We start from the raw sequence: 22,118 nt of genomic DNA on the forward strand, positions 1-22,118 counted from the left end.
TATGCATACATTCAGGAAAAAAGCGGAAACCTTTATGTGAAGAGGTGATGGGCATGGCATATGTGTTGTCGGTCGGAACGAGCATTCCGGAATATCATGTCTCGCAAGAAACGGCGGCGGATTTTGCGAGAGGGATGTTTGCCGATTCATTTAAGGATATTGATCGGCTGTTAAAAGCCTTTCAAAACGGCGAAATTGAATCAAGGCAGTTTGTCCGGCCGATTGAATGGTATAAAACGGCGCGGGGTTTTTCAGAAAAGAACCGCCTGTATACGGAAGAAACCGTTAAGCATAGTGCGGATGCGGCGCTTGATTGTTTAACAAACCCGGATTGTTTAACAAATCCCTTCCCATATGAAAAAGTGGATGCGATCTTTTTTATTTCCAGCACCGGGCTTTCGACACCCAGCATTGAAGCGAAAGTGATGAATCAGCTGCCGTTTTCTGCGAAAACAAAACGGATACCGATATGGGGCTTAGGATGCGCGGGCGGAGCGGCCGGCCTGTCCAGGGCGTACGAATACTGCCGCGCATATCCTGAAGCATACGTGCTTGTCATCGCGGCTGAACTCTGCAGCTTAACGTTTCAGCCGAACGACAAGTCAAAAAGCAACTTGATCGGAACTTCCCTGTTTGCGGACGGAATTGCCGCAGTACTAATCGGAGGGGAAAAGGCGAACCGAAACGACGTCAAACAGCCGCTTCTTCCGCGGATATTTGCCACTCAATCGGTGATGATGCCGGATGCGGAAGATGTGATGGGCTGGGAATTCACCGACAGCGGTTTTCAAGTCATTTTTTCAAGAGATATTCCCACCCTGGTTTCACAGTGGCTGAAGGACAATGTTGATGAATTTTTATTAGAATATGGTGTCGGTCCTCACGACATTAAAACCTTTCTTGCCCATCCAGGCGGGAAAAAGGTCATTGACGCCTATTTAACGAGTCTTTCAATGGACACCGGTCAGCTTGAGGCATCTCGGAAGGTGCTGCAAAAACACGGGAACATGTCTTCCGCAACTATTTTTCATGTGATAAAAGAACAGTTGCTCCGCGGCCGGCAGAAAGAAAACGAAAAAGGGCTGATCGGCGCTCTCGGGCCGGGATTTTCGTCTGAGCTTTTGCTGTTCAGCTGGGAAAAGGGGGCTTCTTAATGTTTTGGCTGTTTATCATGCTGCTTGCGGCCCAGCGGATTGCGGAGATGATCGTGGCCCGGCGCAATGAGCAGAAGGTGAAAAAGCAAGGCGCAGTCGAATACGGAGAAGGACATTATCCCTTTCTCGTCCTGATGCACGTGCTCTTTTTTGTCTCTCTTACAGCTGAGGTGGCGGCGTTTCAAAAAACGCTTTCTCCAAGGTGGGCCGCCATTATATGTATTATTTTATTTGTACAGGGGATCAGGTATTGGGCTCTATTATCATTAGGGCGGTATTGGAATACGAAAATTCTTGTCGTGCCGGATGCGGAGCTTGTCAGAAAGGGGCCGTACAGGTGGATGAAGCACCCGAACTACGCGGTCGTCATCTTAGAATTTATTTTTCTGCCGCTGTTATACGGAGCATATTGGACACTGTTTCTCTTTTCGATTCTCAATGCCTGCATGCTCACTGTGAGGATTCGCGCCGAAGAGAAAGCGCTAGAAGAAAACACCGCAAAATAGAGATTGAAAATCATTCTCACTCATGATAAGATGTAAATATGAAAATGATTCTCATTCAAGGTGGTGCCGAAAATGACAATGTTATTTTTATTTGCAGCCGTTTGTACATACAGTGTTTTAATTGGTTTCGTATTGAAAAAAGTTTCGAATAAATCGATGTCTTCTTAAACATCTGCGGTTTTTAATGCCGCGGGTGTTTTTTTTATCAGCTGCCGATATCGGCGGCTTTTTTACGTTTCCAGAAGAAAAGTGGGCCATTCTTGTGTAAAATGGGGGAGAGGTTTTTTTCAGAGCTTTCTAAAAATGAAAACGTCATTTGATGCGACAGACACAAAGGGGTAAAGACACATGACAGAAGAAGAACGCCATAACAGGGAGATTTTCAGCAGAACGGGTGCCTTATACGCACAATTTTTGGATCATCAGGATGAAAAACGGGCCGATCAGCTCGCAGCCATTATGAAAAAAGCGGCTGATGAAGAGGTTTATATCGCGTTTACCGGGCATTATTCGGCCGGAAAGTCCTCTTTATTAAACACATTGCTCGGTGAAGACATACTGCCGACAAGCCCGATTCCCACAAGCGCCAACCTCGTTGTCATCCGGCACGGTGAAGATAAAGTCGTGCTTCATACGACGGACGGGGCTTATGCAGAAATTAAAGGAAGTTACGATAAAAAACAAGTGCAGCAATTCTGTAAAGACGGTGAGCAAATTGAAACGGTGGAAGTCTATGCCGGCTTTAAGGAGTCAGAGCCTTATGCGGCCTACATTGACACACCGGGAATTGATTCGACGGACGAAGCGCATTTTTTATCTGCCGCTTCGGTTCTCCATCAGGCTGACGCTTTATTTTACGTCGTTCATTATAATCACGTTCATTCAGAAGAAAATATGCTGTTTCTCAGCTCCATCAAAGACCGTATTCCGAATTTGTTTCTGATCGTCAACCAAATTGACAGGCATGATGAAACCGAAACGAAGTTTGAAGAGTACCGCAGGCAGGTGGAAGATATGCTTGAAGGCGCGGGAATACCGAAAGAATCGCTTTTCTTTACGTCTGTCACTGAGCCTGACCATCCTTTAAACGGCATGGAACAGCTGAAAAAACATCTGCAGAAGCTGAAACAGCAGGCAAAATCAAATTTATGGTCCTTAACGGAGAGAAAAGTCGCACACTTAGTCAAAGAGCATACAGAGATGCTCGTAAAAGAAGATAAAAACGGCAGCGGAGAGCAGTTTGACAAACAAGAAGCACTTGTCCGTTCTGTTGAAGATGAGCTTAAAAAAGCCGTTCAACAGGCTGAAACAGCAGAGAAAGACATCAGAAAAGACGTGCAGAACATATTGCAGAACGCTAATCTGACACCCTTTGAGATGAGGGAGCTTGCATCTGCTTATATTGAATCACAGCAGCCCTCATTTAAAACCGGATTATTCTTTTCAAAAGCGAAAACGGCTCAGGAGAAAGAGAGAAGGCATGCTGAATTTTTTGCCGATATTAAAAAAAGAACGGAAGGGGAAGCGGATTGGCATATTATCGACACATTTACGAAAGCGGCCAAGCGGTATGAAGCGGATTCGGACGAACTGATCAAGAAAATCCAGGCGTACCGCACACCGCTTTCTGATGATATCACCGCTCAGGCCATTAAGCAGGGAGCGGCCTTTTCATCTGAATACGTATTAACTTATACGAAAGACCTCGCTGAGATGATCAGAAGGGAAGCCAAAAGACAAACAGCGGAACTCATTGAGGAGCTGACCGCTTATGTTCAGGCAAAAAACGGACCGCTCATTGAGAACTTGAAAAACCGGCTCGAAAAAGAAAAGCAGATAAGGGATGAGCTCGCGCAATCGGCAAAAGAAGAACGCAATGACTTGGAAAAAGCAGCCCGGGTCCGCGCTTTGTGGGAAGAAGAATTGACCTGTGATACGGGAAGCGGCGACTGGTATACGCGAAAAAAACGTCTTGCAAAAGCGCCCGTCCAAAAAGAGAAACCAAAAGAGACTGTACAGTATGAAGTAAACAAGCCCGAAAAAAATGCGATGAAGGAACTCCCTATAAAAGAGCAGACTGATCGGTTCTATGAGCTTGCCGGGATTCTTGAATCCTCGAGCATATTAGGAAAACAGGCAGAAGCCTTTCGAAGCAGGATTGAGCGGCTTGAAAACCGCCAGTTTACCTTGGCGTTATTCGGCGGATTCAGTTCCGGTAAATCATCATTTGCAAATGCGCTTGTCGGTGAATACGTGCTTCCGTCATCACCGACGCCCACAACGGCTACGATCAACAAAATAACGAAACCGCAAGCCGGCAAACCGCATAAATCTGCGGAGATCGTTTTTAAGACGGAGGAGGATCTGGACGCTGAAATGCTTCAGCTGACTGAGCTGAAAGACGCTGATGTAAAGGGGCGTTCACTGAAAGAGAGATGGAATTATGCCATTAAAAAGGGAAAAGTTCCGGATGAACTTATCCCGGTGATTCAGACGATGCTGCAGGCGTTTGATACGTATGAAGAACAGATCCGTCAAAGGCTGACACTGACGGTGCCGGTTGAAGATTTAAAACCGTATGCAGCGGAAGAAAAAACGGCCTGCTGCGTAAAAGAAGTCACCGTGTATTATGATTCGCCTCTCACGCAAAAAGGCATCACCATTGTTGATACGCCGGGAGCAAGCAGTATAAACAAGCGCCATACGGAACTTGCCTTTCAATATATAAAAGATGCTGACGCGTTCTTTTATATGACGTACTATCAGCATTCTTTTTCAAAAGGAGACAGGTCTTTTCTGAAGAAACTCGGCCTCGTCAAAGAATCATTCGGCATGGATAAAATGTTTTTTGTCATTAACGCCGCCGATCTGGCCAAAACCGAAAGCGAGCTGGAAACAGTCAAAGACTATGTCCGCTCAGAACTCTCAAAAGAGGGAATTAACCGGCCGAAATTATATCATGTCTCAAGTAAAGAAGAGCTTGCGGGTAAAAAAGCAGCTTTTTATAACAGGTTCTCTGATGTAAGAACCGGACTTGAGCACTTTATTGAGGAAGATGTAATGAGGGCCAGCTGCGCCCAGCTGAAAACAGAGGCGGACAAATTGTGCGATATGGTGGAACAGCTTCACGAATCTCTTCACCAGTCGGCAGAAGAAAAAGAGAAAAAGAAACAGCGTCTGGAGTCTTCCTATGAAAAAGCTCTCGCTGACATTTCAAAGCGCCGTACGTCTGAGGTCATCATTCGAAAAGTGATGAAAGATACAGAAGAACAGCTCTATCACATTAAACATCGCCTGACGTTTTATGCGAATGATATGCTGAAAACCGCCTTCCATCCGGGCCTTCAAAACGGCGATTGGAAACAAAATATAGCAGCGGCGCTGAATGAGGCGCTCAAGGAATTCCGTTTTGAATATATTCAAGAGCTGAAAACGCTCGATATCCGGATGACCGGTTTTATTGAGCGCCATATGACTGAGGAATGGATGGAAAACTGTCAGAAGAAGCTTATGGAAGACGGAGATTTCTCTATTTATGTGAGCGCCGAAAACGAATTTGCCGTTCAGCTGAAAGAGGTCGCTCCGGTCATTGACGTCTCGGCATTCACACATCACATAAAAGAAGTTAAATCGCCGAAGCAGTTTTTTGAACAGAACGGAAAAGCAGCGTTTGTGGAAGGGCTCAGGCTCAGCCTGCAAAAAGTGACAGAAAAGTGGCTTGAGCAGGAGAAAGAAAGCCTTTCAGAGCGATATACTGAGCAGGTGCGCCGTCTGCAAGAAGACATGGCGGATAAAAGCCTGTCCCAGATCCGCGAGCAGCGGGACACTTATTTACAAGGTCTTGCGGAAAATACGAGTGCAAGGGAAATTGAACACCTTTACGAAGCCGAAAAAGCATGGAAAAAGAAAGATGAAATGCTGAAAATTTAAAAATCCGGTTGGCGGGCAGATAACAGTCGTGGTAGACTAAAATGAAAAAAGCGAGATGAAACCTTTTATGTCAGAAGTCCATAAAGCAATTTCAGCACATTCCGCAAAACAGCATCAGCACGTCAAAACATTTGTACAGCTTGACTATGAGCGTGAACAGGCCATTGAAGAAGCCATTGTAAAATGCAGACAGAATGAACCGTTCACGACAGATGCCATTAATGGCATCACCGCAAAAATGAACCAGCTGGCGAAAAAGGGCATCGTGCCGCAAAGACGATTCGTAAGTGAAGAGATGGTGAAAGAATTCGTCAGCAGACAGTAATGGATGAACCTGCCGCGTGTGTCATCAGCGCTTGCTGTACATACTATCCGTATCTTCTCTAAAGGGGGATATGACCATGGGCAGAACAAAACTGGGAAACAGAAATGCTCAGCAGAATAACAATGCCAAAAAGAAAAACGGCTTCGGACAGAAATTTGATTCTTATGCCGGCCGTGAAGCTGAAAAGCTGATGGCAAGCAATAAAAGACACGGTGAGTAACGTGAAGGCAGCATCTTCCAAATGGGGGGATGCTGTTTTTTTACCGCCTTCTTTGGTAAAATAGGAACATTGAATAAAAAAAGGAGTTTCGATATATGAATAACAAATTACTGCTCGTTGACGGCATGGCGCTTTTGTTCCGCTCGTTTTTCGCGACGGCCGTTCATCGCAATTTTATGATAAATGAAAACGGAATCCCGACAAACGGCGTCAACGGTTTTCTAAAGCATCTCATTACGGCGGTTGATACGTTTCAGCCCACACATGTCGTCTGCTGCTGGGATATGGGGAGCAAAACGTACCGCAATGATTTGTTTCAAGATTATAAGGCCAACAGAAGCGAACCGCCGCTTGAGCTGATCCCGCAATTTGATTTAGCGAAAGAAGCAGCGCGAGAGCTCGGGTTTTTAAACATCGGCATAAAAGGCTATGAGGCGGATGACTGTATCGGTACGCTTTCTGCCCTATTTGCCGGGGAAGCGGAAATTACGATTGTAACGGGTGATAAAGATCTGCTTCAATTGCTGAATGAACAAGTTCAAGTAGCGCTGCTGCAAAAGGGTATCGGCAATTATAAGGTATATACAGATGAGATATTCAGAGAAGAAACGGGAGTTCCGCCAAAAGCGCTGATTGACATTAAGGCGCTGATGGGAGACACGAGCGATAACTATCCCGGCGTTAAAGGGATCGGGGAAAAAACGGCGTACAAGCTGATCCGTGAATACGAAAACATAGAACGGTTATTAGAAAGCCTCGCTCTCTTGCCGAAGGGCCAGCAAACGAAAATTCAGCAAAGCTTGAAAGAATTGGAGCTGTCAAGGCAGCTTGCTGAAATACATTGCGAGGTGCCGTTAGTCTGTACGCTTGAAGAAGCACTTTTTTCATTGAAGATGGAAGAAGCATCCTTAATGCTCAGACGCCATCAGATAAAAGGAATTGAAAGAATGCTCGAAAAGCTGAACGCCAGAGAGATCAGCTGATCCCTCTAGCGTTTTGTATTGCTTTTTTTTGCGTTGTTTTCAAGGGCTGATTTCGGGTCTTTATGCGCATTTCCTTCCATATTTCCCTGAGGATTCACGCCCCCGGTCAGCCGGCCTTTATTTTCTTTTCTCATAGCTGTTCACCTCATTTGTAGGATGAACAGTGAGACGCAATTTCATTCCGGTTATTTATTCAGCCGAATCGCTTTTTTTGCGAGCTGATCGGCTGTTTGGTTTTGTCTGCCGGGAATCCACTTAATGAAAAACAATGGAAATCCGGTCTTTAAGCGGATGATTTCGTCAACAAACGGCTGGAAAGCCTTGTTTTTAACCGCTTCAAGATCCGCGGCCCGCTCCACGATATCCGAATCCGTCCGGAATGACACGGACTCAAATCCGCGGGCGGCACACAGCTTCATTCCTTCAATTAAAGCGAGAAATTCAGCTTCCTGATTTGAATGGTCGCCGATCGGAATTGAGAAAGATTCTGTTTTCCCGTCATGTTTAATAAAAATACCGATACCGGACGGGCCCGGGTTTCCGGCGCTTGCACCGTCCACGTAAATTTCAGCGGGCATCATCCGTCACTCTCCCTTCGGTGTCATTCGTTTTGCCGCATACGCATAAGGGACAGAAATGAGTGATACCGCAAATTTAATCAGATAAGTCGAAATAAAGATGCTGAACCAGACGCCCGCGGAATAAACGCCGAGAAAGGCCACGGCAGTGAAGATAAATGTATCCAGCAGCTGGCTGAGGGCCGTGCTTCCGCTGTTTCTGAGCCAGAGAAGCCTGTCTGAAGGAAAGATTCTCCGAATGGCTGAATATACATAAACATCTATCGTTTGGCTGAAAATAAAAGCCAAGAGGCTTCCGAGCGCAACACGCGGCAGAAAACCGAAAATCGTCTCAAGGGCAGGCTGTGCGATATCTGACGCAGCCGGTTTATATAAAAGAGCCCCCTGCATGGCGCATGTTAAAGCGAGCAGAGTGGAAAAGCCGAGCCAGACGGCTTTGCGAGCTTCCCGGGGACCGTATTTTTCGTTCAGCACATCCGTTGCGAAGAAAACGGTGCCGTACATGATATTTCCCAGTGTTGCCGTAAGCCCGAACAGCTCAACTGTTTTGACAACCTGCAAGTTGGCGCACACCGTGGCGAAACCGATCCATACGAATAGGCCCGTTTTGCCAAATCCTTTATAAAACAGAAGAACAATGATAAAATGAATGACCGCAAATAAGATCCATAACACATCGTTAAACAAAACCTGCTGACTTCCTTTCAATTTGAGAATGGTTTGATTATAGCACACGCCCGTCAACTAATGAATGGTAAGGTGATTTCAATGAATCTTAAGCCGTATATCGAAATAGAAGCAAAAGGAACAGGCCCTGTCGCGTTTTTTTCCGAAGATTGGCTGACCGTTCCGAAAGCGCGCATGCTTGCAAGAGAAGTCAGCCGCTTTCCTTATATAAAAAACATTTATTTTGAGGATGAAAAAGGCGCGAGCTGGACGCTTAAAGAATTAGAAAAGCTTACTGAAGAACTTGCGTACGAACCTGACGACATTACAGTGTATTTCGACGGCGGCTTTGACAAAACAAGCGGACGCGCAGGACTCGGAATTGTCGTGTATTATTCTCTCGGCGGCAAGCGGCATCGCATACGGAAAAACAAAAGCTTAACGCTTCAGACGAACAATGAGGCGGAATATGCCGCTTTGTACGAAGCGCTTAAGGAAGTGCAGGAACTTGGCGCAAGCAGAAATTCAATCACGATAAGAGGGGATTCCCTCGTCGTTTTGCATCAGCTTGACGGCAGCTGGCCGTGTTATGATGAAACGCAAAACGAATGGCTGGATAAAATTGAAGCGCTGCTCGAATCCTTAAAGCTGACACCGACATATGAAGCCGTAAACCGAAAGGAAAATCAAGAAGCGGATGACCTTGCCAGAAAAATTCTCTCGGACCGGCAAATTGAAAGCCGCATAACATTAGAAGGTAACGGAGATGACTGATATTGGATAAAAAAAGCATTTATAAAGAATTGACAGAGCTTCAGGATGAATATTGCAAAGACTGTTTCGTAAAAAAGCATTTCCGCAAAGAGTTTGGAAAAACGCACGCTCATTCTTTCTGTATCAACCAATGCACGGTGGGGGAGAAGCTGAAAGCCTACGGCAAGGTGCTGACAAATCAATAAAAAATAAAACCGCAGTTTCTGCGGTTTTATTTTTCGAATTCATCAAGCTGATGCTGGCAATCGTCGAGAAGCATTCGCTGCTTTTGCAGAAAATCCTGGTCGAGAGCTTGCAGTTCACTGGATTGTGACATCGTTCTGGCATCCTGAATCGCTTGGTAAGCAGATTCCACCAAAGTTGAATTTTGGCCCCGGGTAGCCGCTCCCGTTGTTTTCTGGGCAGTTTCCACTGCTAATTCAAGCTGGCGTTTATCCGTCAGTCCGTTTGGAAAAAATTCAGAGTCCATTAAAAAACACCTCCGCAAATAGTTTGGAGATTTTTTTTAGAAATATGTACGGAAAATAGAAAAAAATATAGAAAATAAGCCGATATAACTATTGAACCTGATTAATTAGGGCTTATTTACTATTATTCAGGGTATCTTGGGAGAGAAGGGAAAAACCAGCCGTGAATGATAATGATTTAAAAACAATCCTTCAGCAGACATTTAAAGAAATATACGGTGATTTGGGAAGTTTAGCGGAAATGGCAAAAAAAGGAATGCCGTCAAAGGAGAAGCAAATTGAAGAAATCGAGCAGCGCTGTAAGCAGAATCTTGTCGCAATTGAGATTCAGACGGCAATCAAATAGGAGAGGCATACGCCTCTCCTCTATTTGTCATCTGATCAACATGTATTGAGTTTAGAGTTTTACAACATTAGAAGCTTGAGGTCCACGATTACCTTCGACAATTTCAAAAGAAACTTCTTGTCCTTCTTCTAATGATTTGTATCCTTCTCCTTCGATAGCAGTGAAGTGAACAAATACGTCGTCTCCGCCTTCAACTTCGATGAAGCCGAATCCTTTTTCGTTATTGAACCATTTTACTTTACCGTTTTGCATATTGCTTAATTCCTCCTAGTACTGTAGCACCTTCGTGCTAAAAAAAATTTTGTCATCATCCAACCGTACGTATGTAAACGTTGTTAAATGATGGTTCAACTATACACCATATGGGAGCGGGCGTCAAGCGGCCGCTCCCTATTTTTTATCTTTATTTTTCCAGTAACAAAGCTTAACCGGAAAAAAACAAAAAGCACACGAATCGTTCGTGTGCTTTTCTTTTACGATAATGCCATATCCGCCTTCCCGGCCATCATTTCAGATTCTTTTATAATGTCCTGCAAAATGACTTCAGAAGAGTTGGGGAGGTGAAGGCTTTTAATATTGTCCTTCATCCGGTTCAGCTTCTCCTCATCCGCAAGAAGGGAGGTGACAGACTCTAAAATTTCTTCGTGGCGGTTGACCACGACAGCCGCACCGCGATCTTCAAAGAAAATGGCGTTTTCTTTTTCCTGTCCGGGAACCGGTTTGTACAAAATAACGGGTACTCCGATCGCCGTCGCTTCCGTCAGTGTGATGCCGCCTGGTTTTGTGATCATGCAGTCCGTAATACGGAACAGCTCGTCAATTCTTTCTACATAGCCCAGCACTTTCAGCCGGTCGGCATTGTCACTTTCCAAGCTGCTGAGGGATTCTTTCAGCGAGCTGTTTTTACCGCACACCACCACAACCTGCACCTGATCGTCATGAACGAGATTTTCGCACAGTTCTTTTACGTTTTTCAGCACACCATGCGCTCCCGCCATAATAAGAAGAACTTTTTTGTCGGGAGAGAGATTGTATTTTTTATAAATCGGTTCTTTCGGCATCGATTCCTCGAATTGAGGCCTGATGGGAATGCCTGTGATCTTTACGTTGTTCGGGTGAGTGCCGATTTCAATCAGTTTTTCCTTCACGTAATCTGTGGCGACATAATATTTATCAACATTTTCATGAACCCAGATTTTGTGAAGGCAGAAATCGGTCATAACGTTGAACGTCGGGATCACTTTTCCGGTTCTCCGTCTGTATTCCGGTACGACAATCATCGGAAATGTATTGATAATAATGTCCGGCTTATGCTCTTCGACGAGCTGGCCTAAACGTTTATTTCCCATTTTAAAATAAATATTGAATTTGCGTTTATTATAGATTTTGTCAACTCCGTAATAAAACAAACGATAAAACTGTTTCCCGATTGAGAAGCTTTTTAAATAAAGGTATTGAGTAACCTCTGAAACAATCGGATTTGACTCTTGATACAAATTGGAAACCGTCACATCTAAGCCGAGACGCAGACATTGTTCGTAGAGCGTTTTGGCCACTTGAACATGCCCGTTTCCGTAATTTGCAGTCAAAATTAATACTTTTTTATTGGTATTCAAGTAAATTCACCTCAATGTAATCAACAACAAGCAAGCTTCATGCATCGTAAGGAGTTATTGTCTATAGATAAACATAACACAAGTGCATCATTTTATAATAAGCGCGGCAACATATTTAAACTAAATTTAATTGATATGTTCCATTATTTTAAAGTTTTGTTATACGCATACTGAATCAAGAGTATTTTATCATATTTTTGTCACCGTATCACTCAAAACAAAAATTAATCCCATTCATACGGGGTTTCCTGATATACGTAATAATTCAGCCAATTCATAAACAATAACGTTGCATGAGCTTTCCAGCGGTTAACAGGTTCTTTCCCGCCGGGCGCAAAATAGTGCTTAGGAGCTTCTACGTTTGAAAGATTTCTCTCTATGTCTCTCTCATACTCCTGAAGCAGCGTATCGGTATCATATTCCGGATGACCCGTTAAGAAAATCTGTTTTTCGTCTTTTGAAACGATTAAACAGACCCCCGCTTCCTCTGAAACGCTGAGCACATCCAGATCCGAAGCCGATTGCAGCTGCTCCGTATTAATATCTGTATGCCGTGAGTGGGGCACATAGTATAGCTCGTCAAATCCTCTTACCAATCTCTCATGTTTTTTAAGAACGGTATGTTCAAACACACCGAAGATTTTTTTCGGCAGCTCCACTTTCTCAATGCCGTAATGATAGTATAAACCGGCTTGAGCGCCCCAGCAGATATGGAGTGTTGAAGTGACGTTCGTTTTGCTCCATTCCATGATTTCCTTCAATTCTTCCCAGTAAGAAACATCTTCAAACGGCAGGTGCTCAATCGGAGCCCCGGTAATAATCATTCCGTCAAACCGTTTGTGGCGGATGCTGGAAAAATCCGTATAAAATTCATCCAGATGCTGCCTTGCCGTATTTTTTGGAGTATGTGTGCTCGGAATTAAGAACGTAAAGTGAACTTGTAAAGGTGAATTCCCAAGCATCCTGAGGAGCTGGGTTTCCGTTTGGATTTTTTTCGGCATCAGATTTAAAATCACGATCTTCTGCGGCCGGATATCCTGATGAAAAGCCCGGCTTTCATCCATTACAAAGATGTGTTCACTTTCAAGCACCTGCTTAGCAGGCAGGTGATTTGGTATATTAATAGGCAACATGCCACCTCCGTTATTCCCCGTTAATTTTCTTCATTATAGAAATTTTTAAGCCATTTTTCAATCCATCCCGGCGCAATAAACCGCATTTAACGCATAATGACAGGGATAAAAGCGGTAAATGGACATAAATTCGGAGCGGCTCTTTATTATGACGGGTAAAGAGCCGTTTGGTTCCTCGAAAAATACGTTTTCCGTTAAGTGGAAGGAAAAAGCGGTTACCGTTTGTTTTGCAGTGTAAAACAGGTAAAATAAATGAAGAATGTAAAAAGGAGGGCCGCAGATGACAATTTACGATATAAACGTACGGACCATAACAGGCGAAGACATGACGCTATCGGCTTATAGAGGCAAGGTGATGATCATTGTGAATACAGCAAGCAAATGCGGGTTTACATCCCAGCTCAAGCAGCTTCAGGAGCTCTATGATACATATCGGGAGGAAGGTCTTGAAATATTGGGATTTCCCTGCAACCAATTCATGAACCAAGAACCTGGAAACGAAGCGGAAATTCAAGAGTTCTGTGTGAAAAACTACGGAGTCACATTCCCGATGTTTGCGAAAGTTGATGTCAATGGAGCAGACGCTCATCCTCTCTTCACATATCTGACGGAGCAGGCGAAGGGGATGCTCGGCACAAAAGCGGTCAAATGGAATTTCACTAAGTTTATCGTGGACCGAAACGGTGAAGTCACCGGGCGTTTTTCACCGAACGTCAACCCAAAAGAGCTTGAAGATACGGTGCAGAGGCTTTTGGCCCAATAAGAGGTGATACGGTGAACGAAAAAGAGCAGCTGGAAAGCGTCAGGAATTGGGTCAGAGAAAAGCTTATCAATGAACGTACAGGCCATGACTGGCTTCATATTTCCCGGGTCGCAGCACTTTCTGTTTATATGGCAAAAGAAGAAGGCGCCGACTTATTTATCACTGAGACGGCCGCGCTGGTTCATGATCTGATTGACGCCAAGCTCGAAAAAAGCGAAAGGCTGACGGCAGGCGAAGTGACAGAACGGCTGGCTGCTTTCAACATTGCGGCTGGCTCCATTGAGGAGATCGCGGATATCATCACGAGAATGTCATTCAGACACAGGGAACTGCTGATAAAGCGGCCGCTTTCATTGGAGGGGAAAGTTGTTCAGGATGCAGACATGCTTGATGCGATCGGCGCAGCGGGCATCGGCAGGGCTTTTATGTTTGCCGGCGCGAAGGGTCACCCGATGTACGGAACTCAAACAAGTGTGCTGGCCCATATAGAGGATAAATTAATCAAGCTTAAAGGCTTAATGAATACAAAAGCGGGAGCCGGTTTAGCAGAGGAGCGGCATCAATTTCTTTTGCAGTTCGCCGCCCGTATCCAAAAAGAGGCCGGCATCGGCAAAAGCTAAGCGGCGCAATAGAACGCTTGTGCCGACTATGTTAGAATAAGTGTCAGATTGTGCATAGGAGGACCAATATGAAGATTAAATCAATAGAACCGACGCCGAGTCCGAACACGATGAAAGTGATCTTGACTGAAGAGCTTCCGGCCGGCAAAAGCAACAATTATAAGCCGGATCAGGCAGAAGATGCTCCGGCCGTCGTACGTGATATTTTAAAGATTGAGGGAGTAAAAGGCGTTTATCATGTTGCTGATTTTTTGGCTGTGGAGAGAAACGCCCGTTTTGACTGGAAGGAAATTCTGCCGCAAGTCCGATCAGCCTTCGGAATGGAACAAACGGAGCAGTCTGAGAGCCGTTCTGAACAGGAATCATTCGGAGAAGTGAAGGTTTTCGTCCAAATGTTCAGCGGAATCCCGATGCAGGTCAAATTGACAGACGGCGAACGTGAAGAACGGTTCGGCCTTCCGGAACGTTTTCAAGAAGCCATATTAAAGCTGCGTTCAGAAGCCTCAAATGTCGTATTTGAGCGCTCCTGGAAAGAACAAGGCGTCCGCTTCGGAGATTTTACCGAAATCGGACACGATGTCACAGAAGAGCTTCAGGCTGCTTACAGTGATGAGCGGCTCAAACGCCTGACCGAAGCGGCCGCACAGCAAAAAGGTGAGGCCAAGCCGGCAGTGCAGCGGAAAGCTTATAAAGTGACACCGGATATGCTCGATGATGAAGACTGGAAACAGCGCTATGCCCATCTTGAGCAAATGGACCCGGATGAAGACGATTTACCTGTATTGGAAAAAGCGCTTCATGATCCGAAGACCTCGATCAGAAGACAAGCCGTCGTCTATTTAGGAATGATCGAAAAGCCGTCTGTGCTTCCGCTGCTATACAAAGCGCTTGAAGACAAAACGGTGACGGTCAGAAGGACGGCGGGTGACTGCCTGTCAGATATCGGCGATGCGAGCGCCATCCCGGCAATGATAAAATCGCTCAGTGACTCAAGTAAGCTCGTGCGCTGGCGCGCGGCCATGTTTTTATATGAAGTCGGCGATGAAACAGCGCTGGAAGCATTAAAAGCGGCGGAAGACGATCCGGAATTCGAAGTCAGCCTGCAAGTCAAAATGGCGATTGAACGGATTGAGCACGGAGAAGAGGCGAAAGGTTCAGTCTGGAAACAAATGACTGAAAGCAGAAAAAAAGAACAGCAGTAATAAAAAGGTGCGCCATGCACCTTTTTTATTTGAATTCACTTTTTATAAAAATTATTTAGAATATTGTTGAAAAATGATTCAAAACTCTATATAGTAAGTACAATATTAATTGTTGGAGGGTTTTTATCGAGATACAAAAAGAATACGAAAGCGGACAGGGCGGAAACGCTGTAACTGTAGATATATACAGAATGCGCCCTTAAATAAACTGAAAATTTTAAAAATATCGCACAGTCTAAAAACAGTAGGGGGATCACCATGGCAGAATTACGCAGCAACATGATCACACAGGGAATTGACAGAGCGCCGCACCGCAGCCTGCTTCGCGCTGCCGGCGTAAAAGAAGAAGACTTCGGCAAGCCGTTTATCGCGGTCTGCAATTCATACATCGATATCGTTCCCGGACATGTTCATCTGCAGGAATTTGGAAAAATCGTAAAAGAAGCAATCAGGGAAGCGGGCGGTGTGCCTTTTGAATTTAATACGATCGGAGTAGATGACGGAATCGCGATGGGACATATCGGCATGAGATATTCGCTGCCGAGCCGTGAAATCATTGCCGATTCAGTTGAAACGGTCGTCTCGGCGCACTGGTTTGACGGAATGGTCTGCATTCCGAACTGCGACAAAATTACGCCGGGGATGCTGATGGCGGCTATGCGGATTAATATTCCGACCATTTTTGTCAGCGGGGGGCCGATGGCAGCCGGCCGTACAAGCGACGGCCGCAAAATTTCGCTTTCTTCAGTATTTGAAGGCGTCGGCGCATATCAAGCCGGGAAAATCGGTGAAAGCGACCTGCAGGAGCTGGAACAGTTCGGCTGTCCGACGTGCGGATCTTGTTCAGGCATGTTTACGGCAAACTCCATGAACTGTCTGTCTGAAGCGCTCGGTCTGGCGCTTCCGGGAAACGGAACAATTCTGGCAACTTCACCGGAGAGAAGAGAGTTTGTGAGAAAATCAGCGGCCCAATTGATGGAGACCATCAAAAAAGACATTAAGCCGCGTGATATTGTCACCGAAAAAGCGATTGACAACGCGTTTGCGTTAGACATGGCTCTCGGCGGCTCAACCAACACAGTGCTACATACGCTTGCGCTTGCCAATGAAGCTGGGGTTGAGTACTCTTTAGAACGCATTAACGAAGTGGCTGAACGAGTGCCTCACTTATCGAAATTGGCGCCGGCCTCGGACGTCTTCATTGAAGATCTGCACGAAGCGGGCGGAGTCTCGGCGGCCCTTAATGAATTGGCGAAAAAAGAAGGGGCGCTTCATCTTGACGCGCTGACTGTAACAGGCCGCACACTCGGAGAAACAATTGCGGGTCATGAAGTAAAGGATTATGACGTGATTCATCCGCTTGACAATCCGTTTACCGAAAAAGGCGGTTTGGCCGTCCTGTTTGGGAATCTGGCTCCGGACGGCGCCATTATCAAAACAGGCGGCGTACAGGATGGGATTACAAGACATGAAGGTCCCGCTGTCGTCTTTGATTCCCAGGATGCCGCGCTTGAAGGCATTATAAACCGCAAAGTAAAAGAAGGAGATGTTGTCATTATCCGTTATGAAGGGCCAAAGGGCGGACCGGGCATGCCGGAGATGCTTGCTCCGACGTCTCAGATTGTCGGAATGGGGCTTGGCCCGAAAGTGGCGCTAATTACAGACGGCCGTTTTTCAGGAGCGTCCCGGGGTCTTTCAATCGGGCACGTATCACCTGAAGCGGCTGAAGGCGGCCCGCTCGCATTCGTAGAAAACGGCGACCATGTCATCGTTGACATAGAAAAACGGATTTTGGACGTACAAGTGCCTGAAGAAGAATGGGAAAAACGCAAGGCCGAATGGAAAGGCTTCGAGCCGAAAGTAAAAACAGGATATCTAGCCCGGTATTCCAAACTCGTAACAAGCGCCAATACAGGCGGAATCATGAAAATATAAAACAGAGGCCTGAACAATTGAATTCCCGCCCCCTCTATAGTATCCTTGACTTCATATAAGGATTTTAGAGGGGGCTTTTTTATGTCAATGGCTTATGAAGAATATATGCGCCAGCTGGTCGTGCCGATGCGCCGTGAGCTGACGGGTGCGGGTTTTCAGGAATTAACGACTGCTGAAGAAGTAGAAAGCTTTATGGAACAGGCAGAGGGCACGACATTGGTCGTTGTCAACTCCGTGTGCGGCTGTGCAGCCGGCCTCGCCCGTCCGGCTGCGACTCAGGCTGTTTTACAGCATGAAAAAGCGCCTGATCATACGGTTACCGTATTTGCCGGTCAAGATAAAGACGCAACTGCAAAAATGCGTGAATATTTTACGGGGCAGGAACCTTCCTCGCCATCAATGGCGCTGTTAAAAGGGAAAGAGGTCGTTCATTTTATTCCCCGCCACGAAATCGAAGGGCATGACATGGAGGAAATTATGAAAAATCTGACGGATGCCTTCGATGCGCACTGCTGAAATGCCCGAATTCCGGGCATTTTCTTTTTGGAGAAAAAGATGATCACAACGAGTTACAGACCAAGCGAATATACGATACACACAGCGCAGTCACTCAGTGTCAGGCTGGGTGACACTTACTGCAGCCGCAATAAACAGCCCATTGAAAAAATGCTGGAACGAGCCGCTAGCGATCTTTTAGTCATCGGAAAGGAACGGTTCGAACTTTACACGAAGCAAGGGGAGAAGTTCTTTTTTCACCCGAATACAGCGATGTTCCGCGCAAAGCGGTTTTTGAGAGGGGAAGCCGAGCCGTTGTTAAAAGCAGCCGGATTACACGAGGGGGATTCCTTTTTAGATTGTACGCTCGGCCTGGCATCCGATGCGATTTTGGCGAGCCTGGCAGTCGGAAAAAGCGGGCAAGTCATCGGCCTGGAGAAAAACAAGCTTGTCTCATTGCTTGTAGAAACAGGACTTCAAACGTGGGAAACCGGAATGGAGCAGCTCCAAACTGCCATGAAACGCATTCAGGTTAAACATGCCGACTGCACCGATTATTTGCGGGAGCTTCCTGATTCATCGGTAGATGTCATTTATTTTGACCCGATGTTTCACGAACCTGTTGAAACGTCAGACGGCATTGCACCGCTCCGCGCGCTGGCAGAAGAGGGTTTTAACGAAGAGTGCATCACGCAAGCCGTCCGGGCGGCGAAAAAATGCGTAGTGCTTAAAGACCATTGGAAAAGCCCGCGGTTTGAACGATACGGCTTCAAGGTGCTGAAAAGAAAGACGGCGCTTTTCCACTTCGGTGTCATCCATGTAAGCTCATGATATCATGGGCTTCTTTTTCGTTAATCAGTGATTTCCATAACGACAAAATAAAGCAGCGTGAGAAGTGATACAGTCGCAAATAAAGCGTTAATCATCTCATCCCCTCCTTTTTCTCCTTCTTATTGTAAGCGGTTTATCCGCTCGGTCACAGTTACCAATTTCCCATATTGCATGATAATACGCTGCCGGGCATGACGCCGCGCTTTAATCTATGCTAAAATAAAGGAAAAGAGGACAATAAAACAGAGGGGAACAATCTATCATGAAATTGTGGATGAAAAAGACCCTTGTGGTTCTGTTTACCATTGTAACGTTCGGACTCGTGTCTCCTCCGGCTGCTTTGATGACAGACAAGCCTTCAGGACAGTCGAGCAGTCTTGAGCAGAATGATTACACCGCTTTTTATGATGAACACGCCCTGCCGGGAGAAGCGAAGGCAGGGCGGGAGCCTCAATTACTGTTTCAATCGTATCAGCAGCAGCTTCTCGGTGATGCTGAAAATCAATCATTTTTAAAATTCGGCAGCAAAATCTCTCCGGTCATTGAAGATGATTACAGAAGTGAAATTCTGCCGAAAATCGAAGATGTGATCACAGGACATTTAGCCAAGTTTCAAGATGATGAAGCGTATCAGGATGTGGTTATTTCCAGTAAACCGTCGGCCGGAAAAACCGAAAAAATTTTTCATGTGTATAACAGGCTGACAGGTGAAGATCTTTTAAGGTTCCACGTCCGCCGGGATCATCCTCCGCAAGACGGCTACTGGTTTAATTTTCATTACCATACCGCTGAAGACGGATTTCAATCACATCATGAGCTCGGCAGCATTTACTGGGACCGCAATACGCCGCCTGACTGGATGAGCGTGTAATAGCGAGAAGAAATAAAAAAATCATTTCTGAGAAATTTTGCAGAAATGATTTTTTATTGTGTTACACTACTAAAAGACTAATTTAAAAGGATGAAAAAAATGAAACAATATAAAGATTTGTGCCGTCATGTGTTAGAAAACGGAGAAAAAAAAGGAGACCGCACGGGAACGGGTACGATCAGCACGTTCGGCTACCAAATGCGGTTTAACCTTCAGGAAGGTTTCCCGATGCTTACGACGAAAAAGCTCCATTTTAAATCCATCGCGCATGAGCTGCTTTGGTTTTTAAAAGGAGATACGAATGTCCGCTACCTTCAGGAAAACGGAGTCCGCATCTGGAACGAATGGGCGGATGAAAATGGAGAACTCGGACCGGTTTACGGCTCTCAATGGCGTTCATGGCGCGGAGCGGACGGCGAGACCATTGATCAAATCTCCCGGCTGATTCATGACATCAAGACAAACCCGAATTCCAGACGTTTAATCGTCAGCGCTTGGAATGTCGGCGAAATTGATCATATGGCGCTTCCGCCTTGCCACTGCCTGTTTCAGTTTTATGTCGCGGATGGAAAACTGTCGTGTCAGCTTTATCAGCGCTCAGCGGATGTCTTTCTCGGCGTGCCGTTTAATATTGCGTCTTATGCGCTTTTAACAATGATGATCGCGCATGTGACGGGGCTTGAACCGGGTGAGTTTGTTCATACATTCGGAGACGTCCACATTTACCAAAACCATGTGGAGCAGGTGAATTTGCAGCTGACAAGGGATGTCCGTCCGCTGCCGAAACTGCGGTTTGCGCGAAATGTTGATTCTATTTTTGATTTTACGTTTGAAGACTTTATCATTGAGGATTATGACCCGCATCCGCACATAAAAGGAGCTGTCAGCGTATGATTTCGTTTATTTTTGCGATGGATGAGAACCGGCTGATCGGAAAAGATAACGATCTGCCTTGGCACCTTCCCGATGATCTCGCGTATTTCAAAAAAGTGACGACGGGCCACACCATTGTAATGGGGCGGAAAACGTTTGAATCAATCGGACGCCCGCTTCCGAACCGGCGTAACATCGTTGTAACCTCACGGGACGAATCTTCATTCCCGGGCTGTATTGCCGCCCACTCGGCTGAGGAAGTGCTCAAGCTGATCCCGGCGGATGAAGAATGCTTTGTAATCGGCGGCGCCCAGCTGTACAGTGCGCTCTTTCCTTATGCGGACAGACTCTACATGACAAAAATTCACCATGTCTTTGAAGGAGACCGTTTTTTTCCGGAATTTAATGAAGCTGAATGGGAATTGACCTCCCGCAAACAGGGAGTAAAAAATGAAAAAAATCCTTACGATTATGAGTACCTTGTATACGAGAAAAAGAATTAAGCAGGGGGACAAGAATTGATTCGTTACGGCTGCCTTGTGATGTACGTTGTATTTATGTTCATGAAAAATATTCAGGAATATATCAATCAAAAAGAGCTTGACCCGCGGCTTTCTTTTCAAAAACAAATGAGGCTGGTGTATGAACGGCCGAAAGCCTTTATGAGAGGCTGTATTGACGTGTCGGGATCGACAATCGGCATTCATCATGATCAGCCGATCCCGGACGGCCCCGTATTGTATGTGCATCCCAAATTGCGCCCGGCTGATCTTCTGCTGCTCGCGGGACATCTTGAAGAGCCGGCTGGTTTTATCGCTGGCGAGAAAGCTTTCCGGATGCCGTTTCTCGGAAATTGGCTGCGTCTGATGGGTGTCATTTGTGGCGGAGACAGCCGGGATGCAGTGCTTCAGGAGGCGGAAGTCCGTCTGCAAAAAGGGCAAAGTCTGATTCTGTCCGAAGACGGCAAAATCAATCCGGAGGAACTGGCCCTACGTTTCGATCTCCCGATTGTGCCCGTCAGCACTTCGGGAACAGACCGGCTGCTGCGGGGCAGATTATTGAAACGGCTGAAACCGGCTGACATTGAATTACATATAAAGCCCGCTTATTATCCGGCCGGTCAGAAACGGCTCCGTGCATAAAAAAAGCACAGTCTCTATACGAGAGGCTGTGCTTTTTTATTTCAGATAAAGGGAACTTTGACGCAATAAAACAAAATACAGAAAAACATCGAGGCGCTGCCGCCTAAAACAAAACTGTGCCAAATGGCGTGATGATACGGAACCTTTCTCCAAATATAAAATATTGTGCCGGCGGAATACAATAAGCCGCCGAAAAGAAGAAGACCGAAACCGGGGCCTGACAGCGAAGCGTACAGCGGTTTAATGGCGATGATGATCAGCCAGCCCATCATTAAATAGACAAGCGTTGAAAAAATGATAAACCGCTTCACGAAAAAGATTTTAAACACGATGCCTCCGATGGCAAGCGACCAAACAATAATTAAAAGGGTCAGACCGAGCGCCCCTTTAAGGGGTCCTAATAAAAATGGCGTATATGTTCCGGCTATTAATACGTATATCGCGGAATGATCCACAATCTCAAGAATGTCTTTCGTTTTTTTATGCTGAATGCTGTGCAAAAGAGTCGAGCTGAGATACAGCAGGAGCATTGAAGCGCCGAAGATTGAAAAGCTGACGATGTCTGTCGGCGAGCCGTATTTCACCGCGAAGATAATGAGAAAAATAAGCGCCGGAATCGACAGCAATACACCGATTCCGTGTGTGACGGCATTTGCGATTTCCTCTTTTATTGTGAACAATCAAATGT

The 22,118-nt window shown here is 45.8% G+C and carries 28 protein-coding genes and 1 pseudogene; 20 read left to right on the forward strand and 9 right to left on the reverse strand.

The window, feature by feature from the left end; all coding sequences use genetic code 11:
* Positions 1 to 53 precede the first annotated feature (53 nt).
* The 7 genes from G9F48_RS13960 to G9F48_RS13990 all read left to right on the forward strand — a co-directional run bounded on the left by G9F48_RS13960 (position 54) and on the right by G9F48_RS13990 (position 7,118).
* Positions 54 to 1,154 carry a type III polyketide synthase gene (locus G9F48_RS13960; protein ID WP_102422241.1) on the forward strand — a complete coding sequence of 367 codons (1,101 nt, stop codon included), beginning with the start codon at positions 54 to 56 and terminating at the stop codon, positions 1,152 to 1,154.
* Positions 1,154 to 1,660 (forward strand): isoprenylcysteine carboxyl methyltransferase family protein, encoded by a 507-nt coding sequence (locus G9F48_RS13965; RefSeq protein WP_003153565.1) that lies wholly within the window; start codon positions 1,154 to 1,156, stop codon positions 1,658 to 1,660. Before G9F48_RS13960 ends, G9F48_RS13965 begins: the two co-directional genes overlap by 1 nt.
* 72 nt (positions 1,661 to 1,732) lie before the next feature.
* On the forward strand, positions 1,733 to 1,828 hold the full coding sequence (gene fbpC, locus G9F48_RS13970) for a Fur-regulated basic protein FbpC (RefSeq protein WP_025284905.1): 96 nt from the start codon (positions 1,733 to 1,735) through the stop codon (positions 1,826 to 1,828).
* Between the two features lie 180 nt (positions 1,829 to 2,008).
* Positions 2,009 to 5,590 (forward strand): dynamin family protein, encoded by a 3,582-nt coding sequence (locus G9F48_RS13975; protein WP_165409644.1) that lies wholly within the window; start codon positions 2,009 to 2,011, stop codon positions 5,588 to 5,590.
* A 67-nt stretch (positions 5,591 to 5,657) separates the two neighbouring features.
* The gene (locus G9F48_RS13980) at positions 5,658 to 5,915 is read left to right on the forward strand and encodes a YpbS family protein (protein WP_031378990.1); all 258 of its coding nucleotides are present in this window, start codon (positions 5,658 to 5,660) and stop codon (positions 5,913 to 5,915) included.
* Between the two features lie 76 nt (positions 5,916 to 5,991).
* Positions 5,992 to 6,135, forward strand: coding sequence for a hypothetical protein (locus tag G9F48_RS13985; RefSeq protein WP_003153570.1), 144 nt, complete (start codon positions 5,992 to 5,994; stop codon positions 6,133 to 6,135).
* 95 nt (positions 6,136 to 6,230) lie between these two features.
* Positions 6,231 to 7,118: a 5'-3' exonuclease gene (locus G9F48_RS13990; RefSeq protein ID WP_070082003.1), complete on the forward strand. Its 888-nt coding sequence runs from the start codon at positions 6,231 to 6,233 to the stop codon at positions 7,116 to 7,118.
* A gap of 5 nt (positions 7,119 to 7,123) precedes the next feature.
* Here G9F48_RS13990 and sspL read toward each other — a convergent pair whose 3' ends face one another.
* The 3 genes from sspL to G9F48_RS14005 are packed head-to-tail and all read right to left on the reverse strand — an operon-like array spanning position 7,124 to position 8,383.
* The gene (gene sspL, locus G9F48_RS13995) at positions 7,124 to 7,252 is read right to left on the reverse strand and encodes a small, acid-soluble spore protein L (protein WP_003153575.1); all 129 of its coding nucleotides are present in this window, start codon (positions 7,250 to 7,252) and stop codon (positions 7,124 to 7,126) included.
* A 51-nt stretch (positions 7,253 to 7,303) separates the two neighbouring features.
* Positions 7,304 to 7,696 (reverse strand): reverse transcriptase-like protein, encoded by a 393-nt coding sequence (locus tag G9F48_RS14000; RefSeq protein WP_102422315.1) that lies wholly within the window; start codon positions 7,694 to 7,696, stop codon positions 7,304 to 7,306.
* Positions 7,697 to 7,702: 6 nt separating this feature from the next.
* Positions 7,703 to 8,383 (reverse strand): queuosine precursor transporter, encoded by a 681-nt coding sequence (locus G9F48_RS14005; RefSeq protein ID WP_077722490.1) that lies wholly within the window; start codon positions 8,381 to 8,383, stop codon positions 7,703 to 7,705.
* Positions 8,384 to 8,464: 81 nt separating this feature from the next.
* Here G9F48_RS14005 and G9F48_RS14010 point away from each other — a divergent pair, with 81 nt between their 5' ends.
* Together G9F48_RS14010 and G9F48_RS14015 are read left to right on the forward strand one after the other, a co-directional pair.
* A complete protein-coding gene (locus G9F48_RS14010) occupies positions 8,465 to 9,136 on the forward strand; it encodes a ribonuclease H family protein (protein ID WP_102422244.1) in 672 nt (223 codons plus the stop codon).
* A 2-nt stretch (positions 9,137 to 9,138) separates the two neighbouring features.
* Entirely contained in the window at positions 9,139 to 9,321 is a 183-nt protein-coding gene (locus tag G9F48_RS14015) for a zinc-finger domain-containing protein (protein ID WP_003153581.1), read from the forward strand.
* A gap of 26 nt (positions 9,322 to 9,347) precedes the next feature.
* Here G9F48_RS14015 and G9F48_RS14020 read toward each other — a convergent pair whose 3' ends face one another.
* Positions 9,348 to 9,605 carry a DUF2564 family protein gene (locus G9F48_RS14020; RefSeq protein WP_007409519.1) on the reverse strand — a complete coding sequence of 86 codons (258 nt, stop codon included), beginning with the start codon at positions 9,603 to 9,605 and terminating at the stop codon, positions 9,348 to 9,350.
* A 161-nt stretch (positions 9,606 to 9,766) separates the two neighbouring features.
* On the opposite strand from G9F48_RS14020, the gene G9F48_RS14025 reads away from it, so the two are divergent.
* Positions 9,767 to 9,949 carry a hypothetical protein gene (locus tag G9F48_RS14025; RefSeq protein WP_077722488.1) on the forward strand — a complete coding sequence of 61 codons (183 nt, stop codon included), beginning with the start codon at positions 9,767 to 9,769 and terminating at the stop codon, positions 9,947 to 9,949.
* A 51-nt stretch (positions 9,950 to 10,000) separates the two neighbouring features.
* Here the strand turns inward: G9F48_RS14025 and cspD are convergent, their stop codons facing one another.
* The 4 genes and pseudogenes from cspD to metA form a co-directional block, all read right to left on the reverse strand.
* A complete protein-coding gene (gene cspD, locus G9F48_RS14030; protein ID WP_003153604.1) occupies positions 10,001 to 10,201 on the reverse strand; it encodes a cold-shock protein CspD in 201 nt (66 codons plus the stop codon).
* 15 nt (positions 10,202 to 10,216) lie between these two features.
* Positions 10,217 to 10,328: pseudogene (locus G9F48_RS14035) on the reverse strand (hypothetical protein); the annotation flags it as partial.
* 94 nt (positions 10,329 to 10,422) lie between these two features.
* A complete protein-coding gene (locus G9F48_RS14040; protein WP_102422245.1) occupies positions 10,423 to 11,565 on the reverse strand; it encodes a diglucosyl diacylglycerol synthase in 1,143 nt (380 codons plus the stop codon).
* 224 nt (positions 11,566 to 11,789) lie between these two features.
* On the reverse strand, positions 11,790 to 12,695 hold the full coding sequence (metA, locus tag G9F48_RS14045) for a homoserine O-acetyltransferase MetA (protein ID WP_003153608.1): 906 nt from the start codon (positions 12,693 to 12,695) through the stop codon (positions 11,790 to 11,792).
* A gap of 283 nt (positions 12,696 to 12,978) precedes the next feature.
* On the opposite strand from metA, the gene G9F48_RS14050 reads away from it, so the two are divergent.
* The 10 genes from G9F48_RS14050 to G9F48_RS14095 all read left to right on the forward strand — a co-directional run bounded on the left by G9F48_RS14050 (position 12,979) and on the right by G9F48_RS14095 (position 21,430).
* On the forward strand, positions 12,979 to 13,461 hold the full coding sequence (locus G9F48_RS14050) for a glutathione peroxidase (protein ID WP_061582158.1): 483 nt from the start codon (positions 12,979 to 12,981) through the stop codon (positions 13,459 to 13,461).
* A gap of 11 nt (positions 13,462 to 13,472) precedes the next feature.
* Positions 13,473 to 14,081 carry an HD domain-containing protein gene (locus G9F48_RS14055; RefSeq protein ID WP_071391713.1) on the forward strand — a complete coding sequence of 203 codons (609 nt, stop codon included), beginning with the start codon at positions 13,473 to 13,475 and terminating at the stop codon, positions 14,079 to 14,081.
* Positions 14,082 to 14,149: 68 nt separating this feature from the next.
* Positions 14,150 to 15,283 (forward strand): conserved virulence factor C family protein, encoded by a 1,134-nt coding sequence (locus tag G9F48_RS14060; RefSeq protein ID WP_016936689.1) that lies wholly within the window; start codon positions 14,150 to 14,152, stop codon positions 15,281 to 15,283.
* Between the two features lie 258 nt (positions 15,284 to 15,541).
* A complete protein-coding gene (gene ilvD / locus G9F48_RS14065) occupies positions 15,542 to 17,218 on the forward strand; it encodes a dihydroxy-acid dehydratase (protein WP_007409524.1) in 1,677 nt (558 codons plus the stop codon).
* Between the two features lie 81 nt (positions 17,219 to 17,299).
* Entirely contained in the window at positions 17,300 to 17,734 is a 435-nt protein-coding gene (locus G9F48_RS14070) for a BrxA/BrxB family bacilliredoxin (RefSeq protein WP_003153619.1), read from the forward strand.
* 39 nt (positions 17,735 to 17,773) lie between these two features.
* Positions 17,774 to 18,544 (forward strand): class I SAM-dependent methyltransferase, encoded by a 771-nt coding sequence (locus G9F48_RS14075; RefSeq protein WP_165409645.1) that lies wholly within the window; start codon positions 17,774 to 17,776, stop codon positions 18,542 to 18,544.
* 262 nt (positions 18,545 to 18,806) lie between these two features.
* The gene (locus G9F48_RS14080) at positions 18,807 to 19,415 is read left to right on the forward strand and encodes a YpjP family protein (protein WP_165409646.1); all 609 of its coding nucleotides are present in this window, start codon (positions 18,807 to 18,809) and stop codon (positions 19,413 to 19,415) included.
* Positions 19,416 to 19,514: 99 nt separating this feature from the next.
* On the forward strand, positions 19,515 to 20,309 hold the full coding sequence (locus tag G9F48_RS14085) for a thymidylate synthase (protein ID WP_003153622.1): 795 nt from the start codon (positions 19,515 to 19,517) through the stop codon (positions 20,307 to 20,309).
* On the forward strand, positions 20,306 to 20,791 hold the full coding sequence (locus G9F48_RS14090; RefSeq protein WP_015417676.1) for a dihydrofolate reductase: 486 nt from the start codon (positions 20,306 to 20,308) through the stop codon (positions 20,789 to 20,791). The genes G9F48_RS14085 and G9F48_RS14090 overlap by 4 nt, the downstream gene beginning before the upstream one ends.
* 15 nt (positions 20,792 to 20,806) lie before the next feature.
* Positions 20,807 to 21,430 carry a lysophospholipid acyltransferase family protein gene (locus G9F48_RS14095; protein WP_015417675.1) on the forward strand — a complete coding sequence of 208 codons (624 nt, stop codon included), beginning with the start codon at positions 20,807 to 20,809 and terminating at the stop codon, positions 21,428 to 21,430.
* 41 nt (positions 21,431 to 21,471) lie between these two features.
* Here G9F48_RS14095 and trhA read toward each other — a convergent pair whose 3' ends face one another.
* On the reverse strand, positions 21,472 to 22,110 hold the full coding sequence (gene trhA / locus G9F48_RS14100) for a PAQR family membrane homeostasis protein TrhA (protein WP_003153625.1): 639 nt from the start codon (positions 22,108 to 22,110) through the stop codon (positions 21,472 to 21,474).
* Between the last annotated feature and the right edge of the window lie 8 nt (positions 22,111 to 22,118).

It is taken from the genome of Bacillus sp. EKM420B, from assembly GCF_011065565.1.
GTDB classification, from domain to species: domain Bacteria; phylum Bacillota; class Bacilli; order Bacillales; family Bacillaceae; genus Bacillus; species Bacillus velezensis.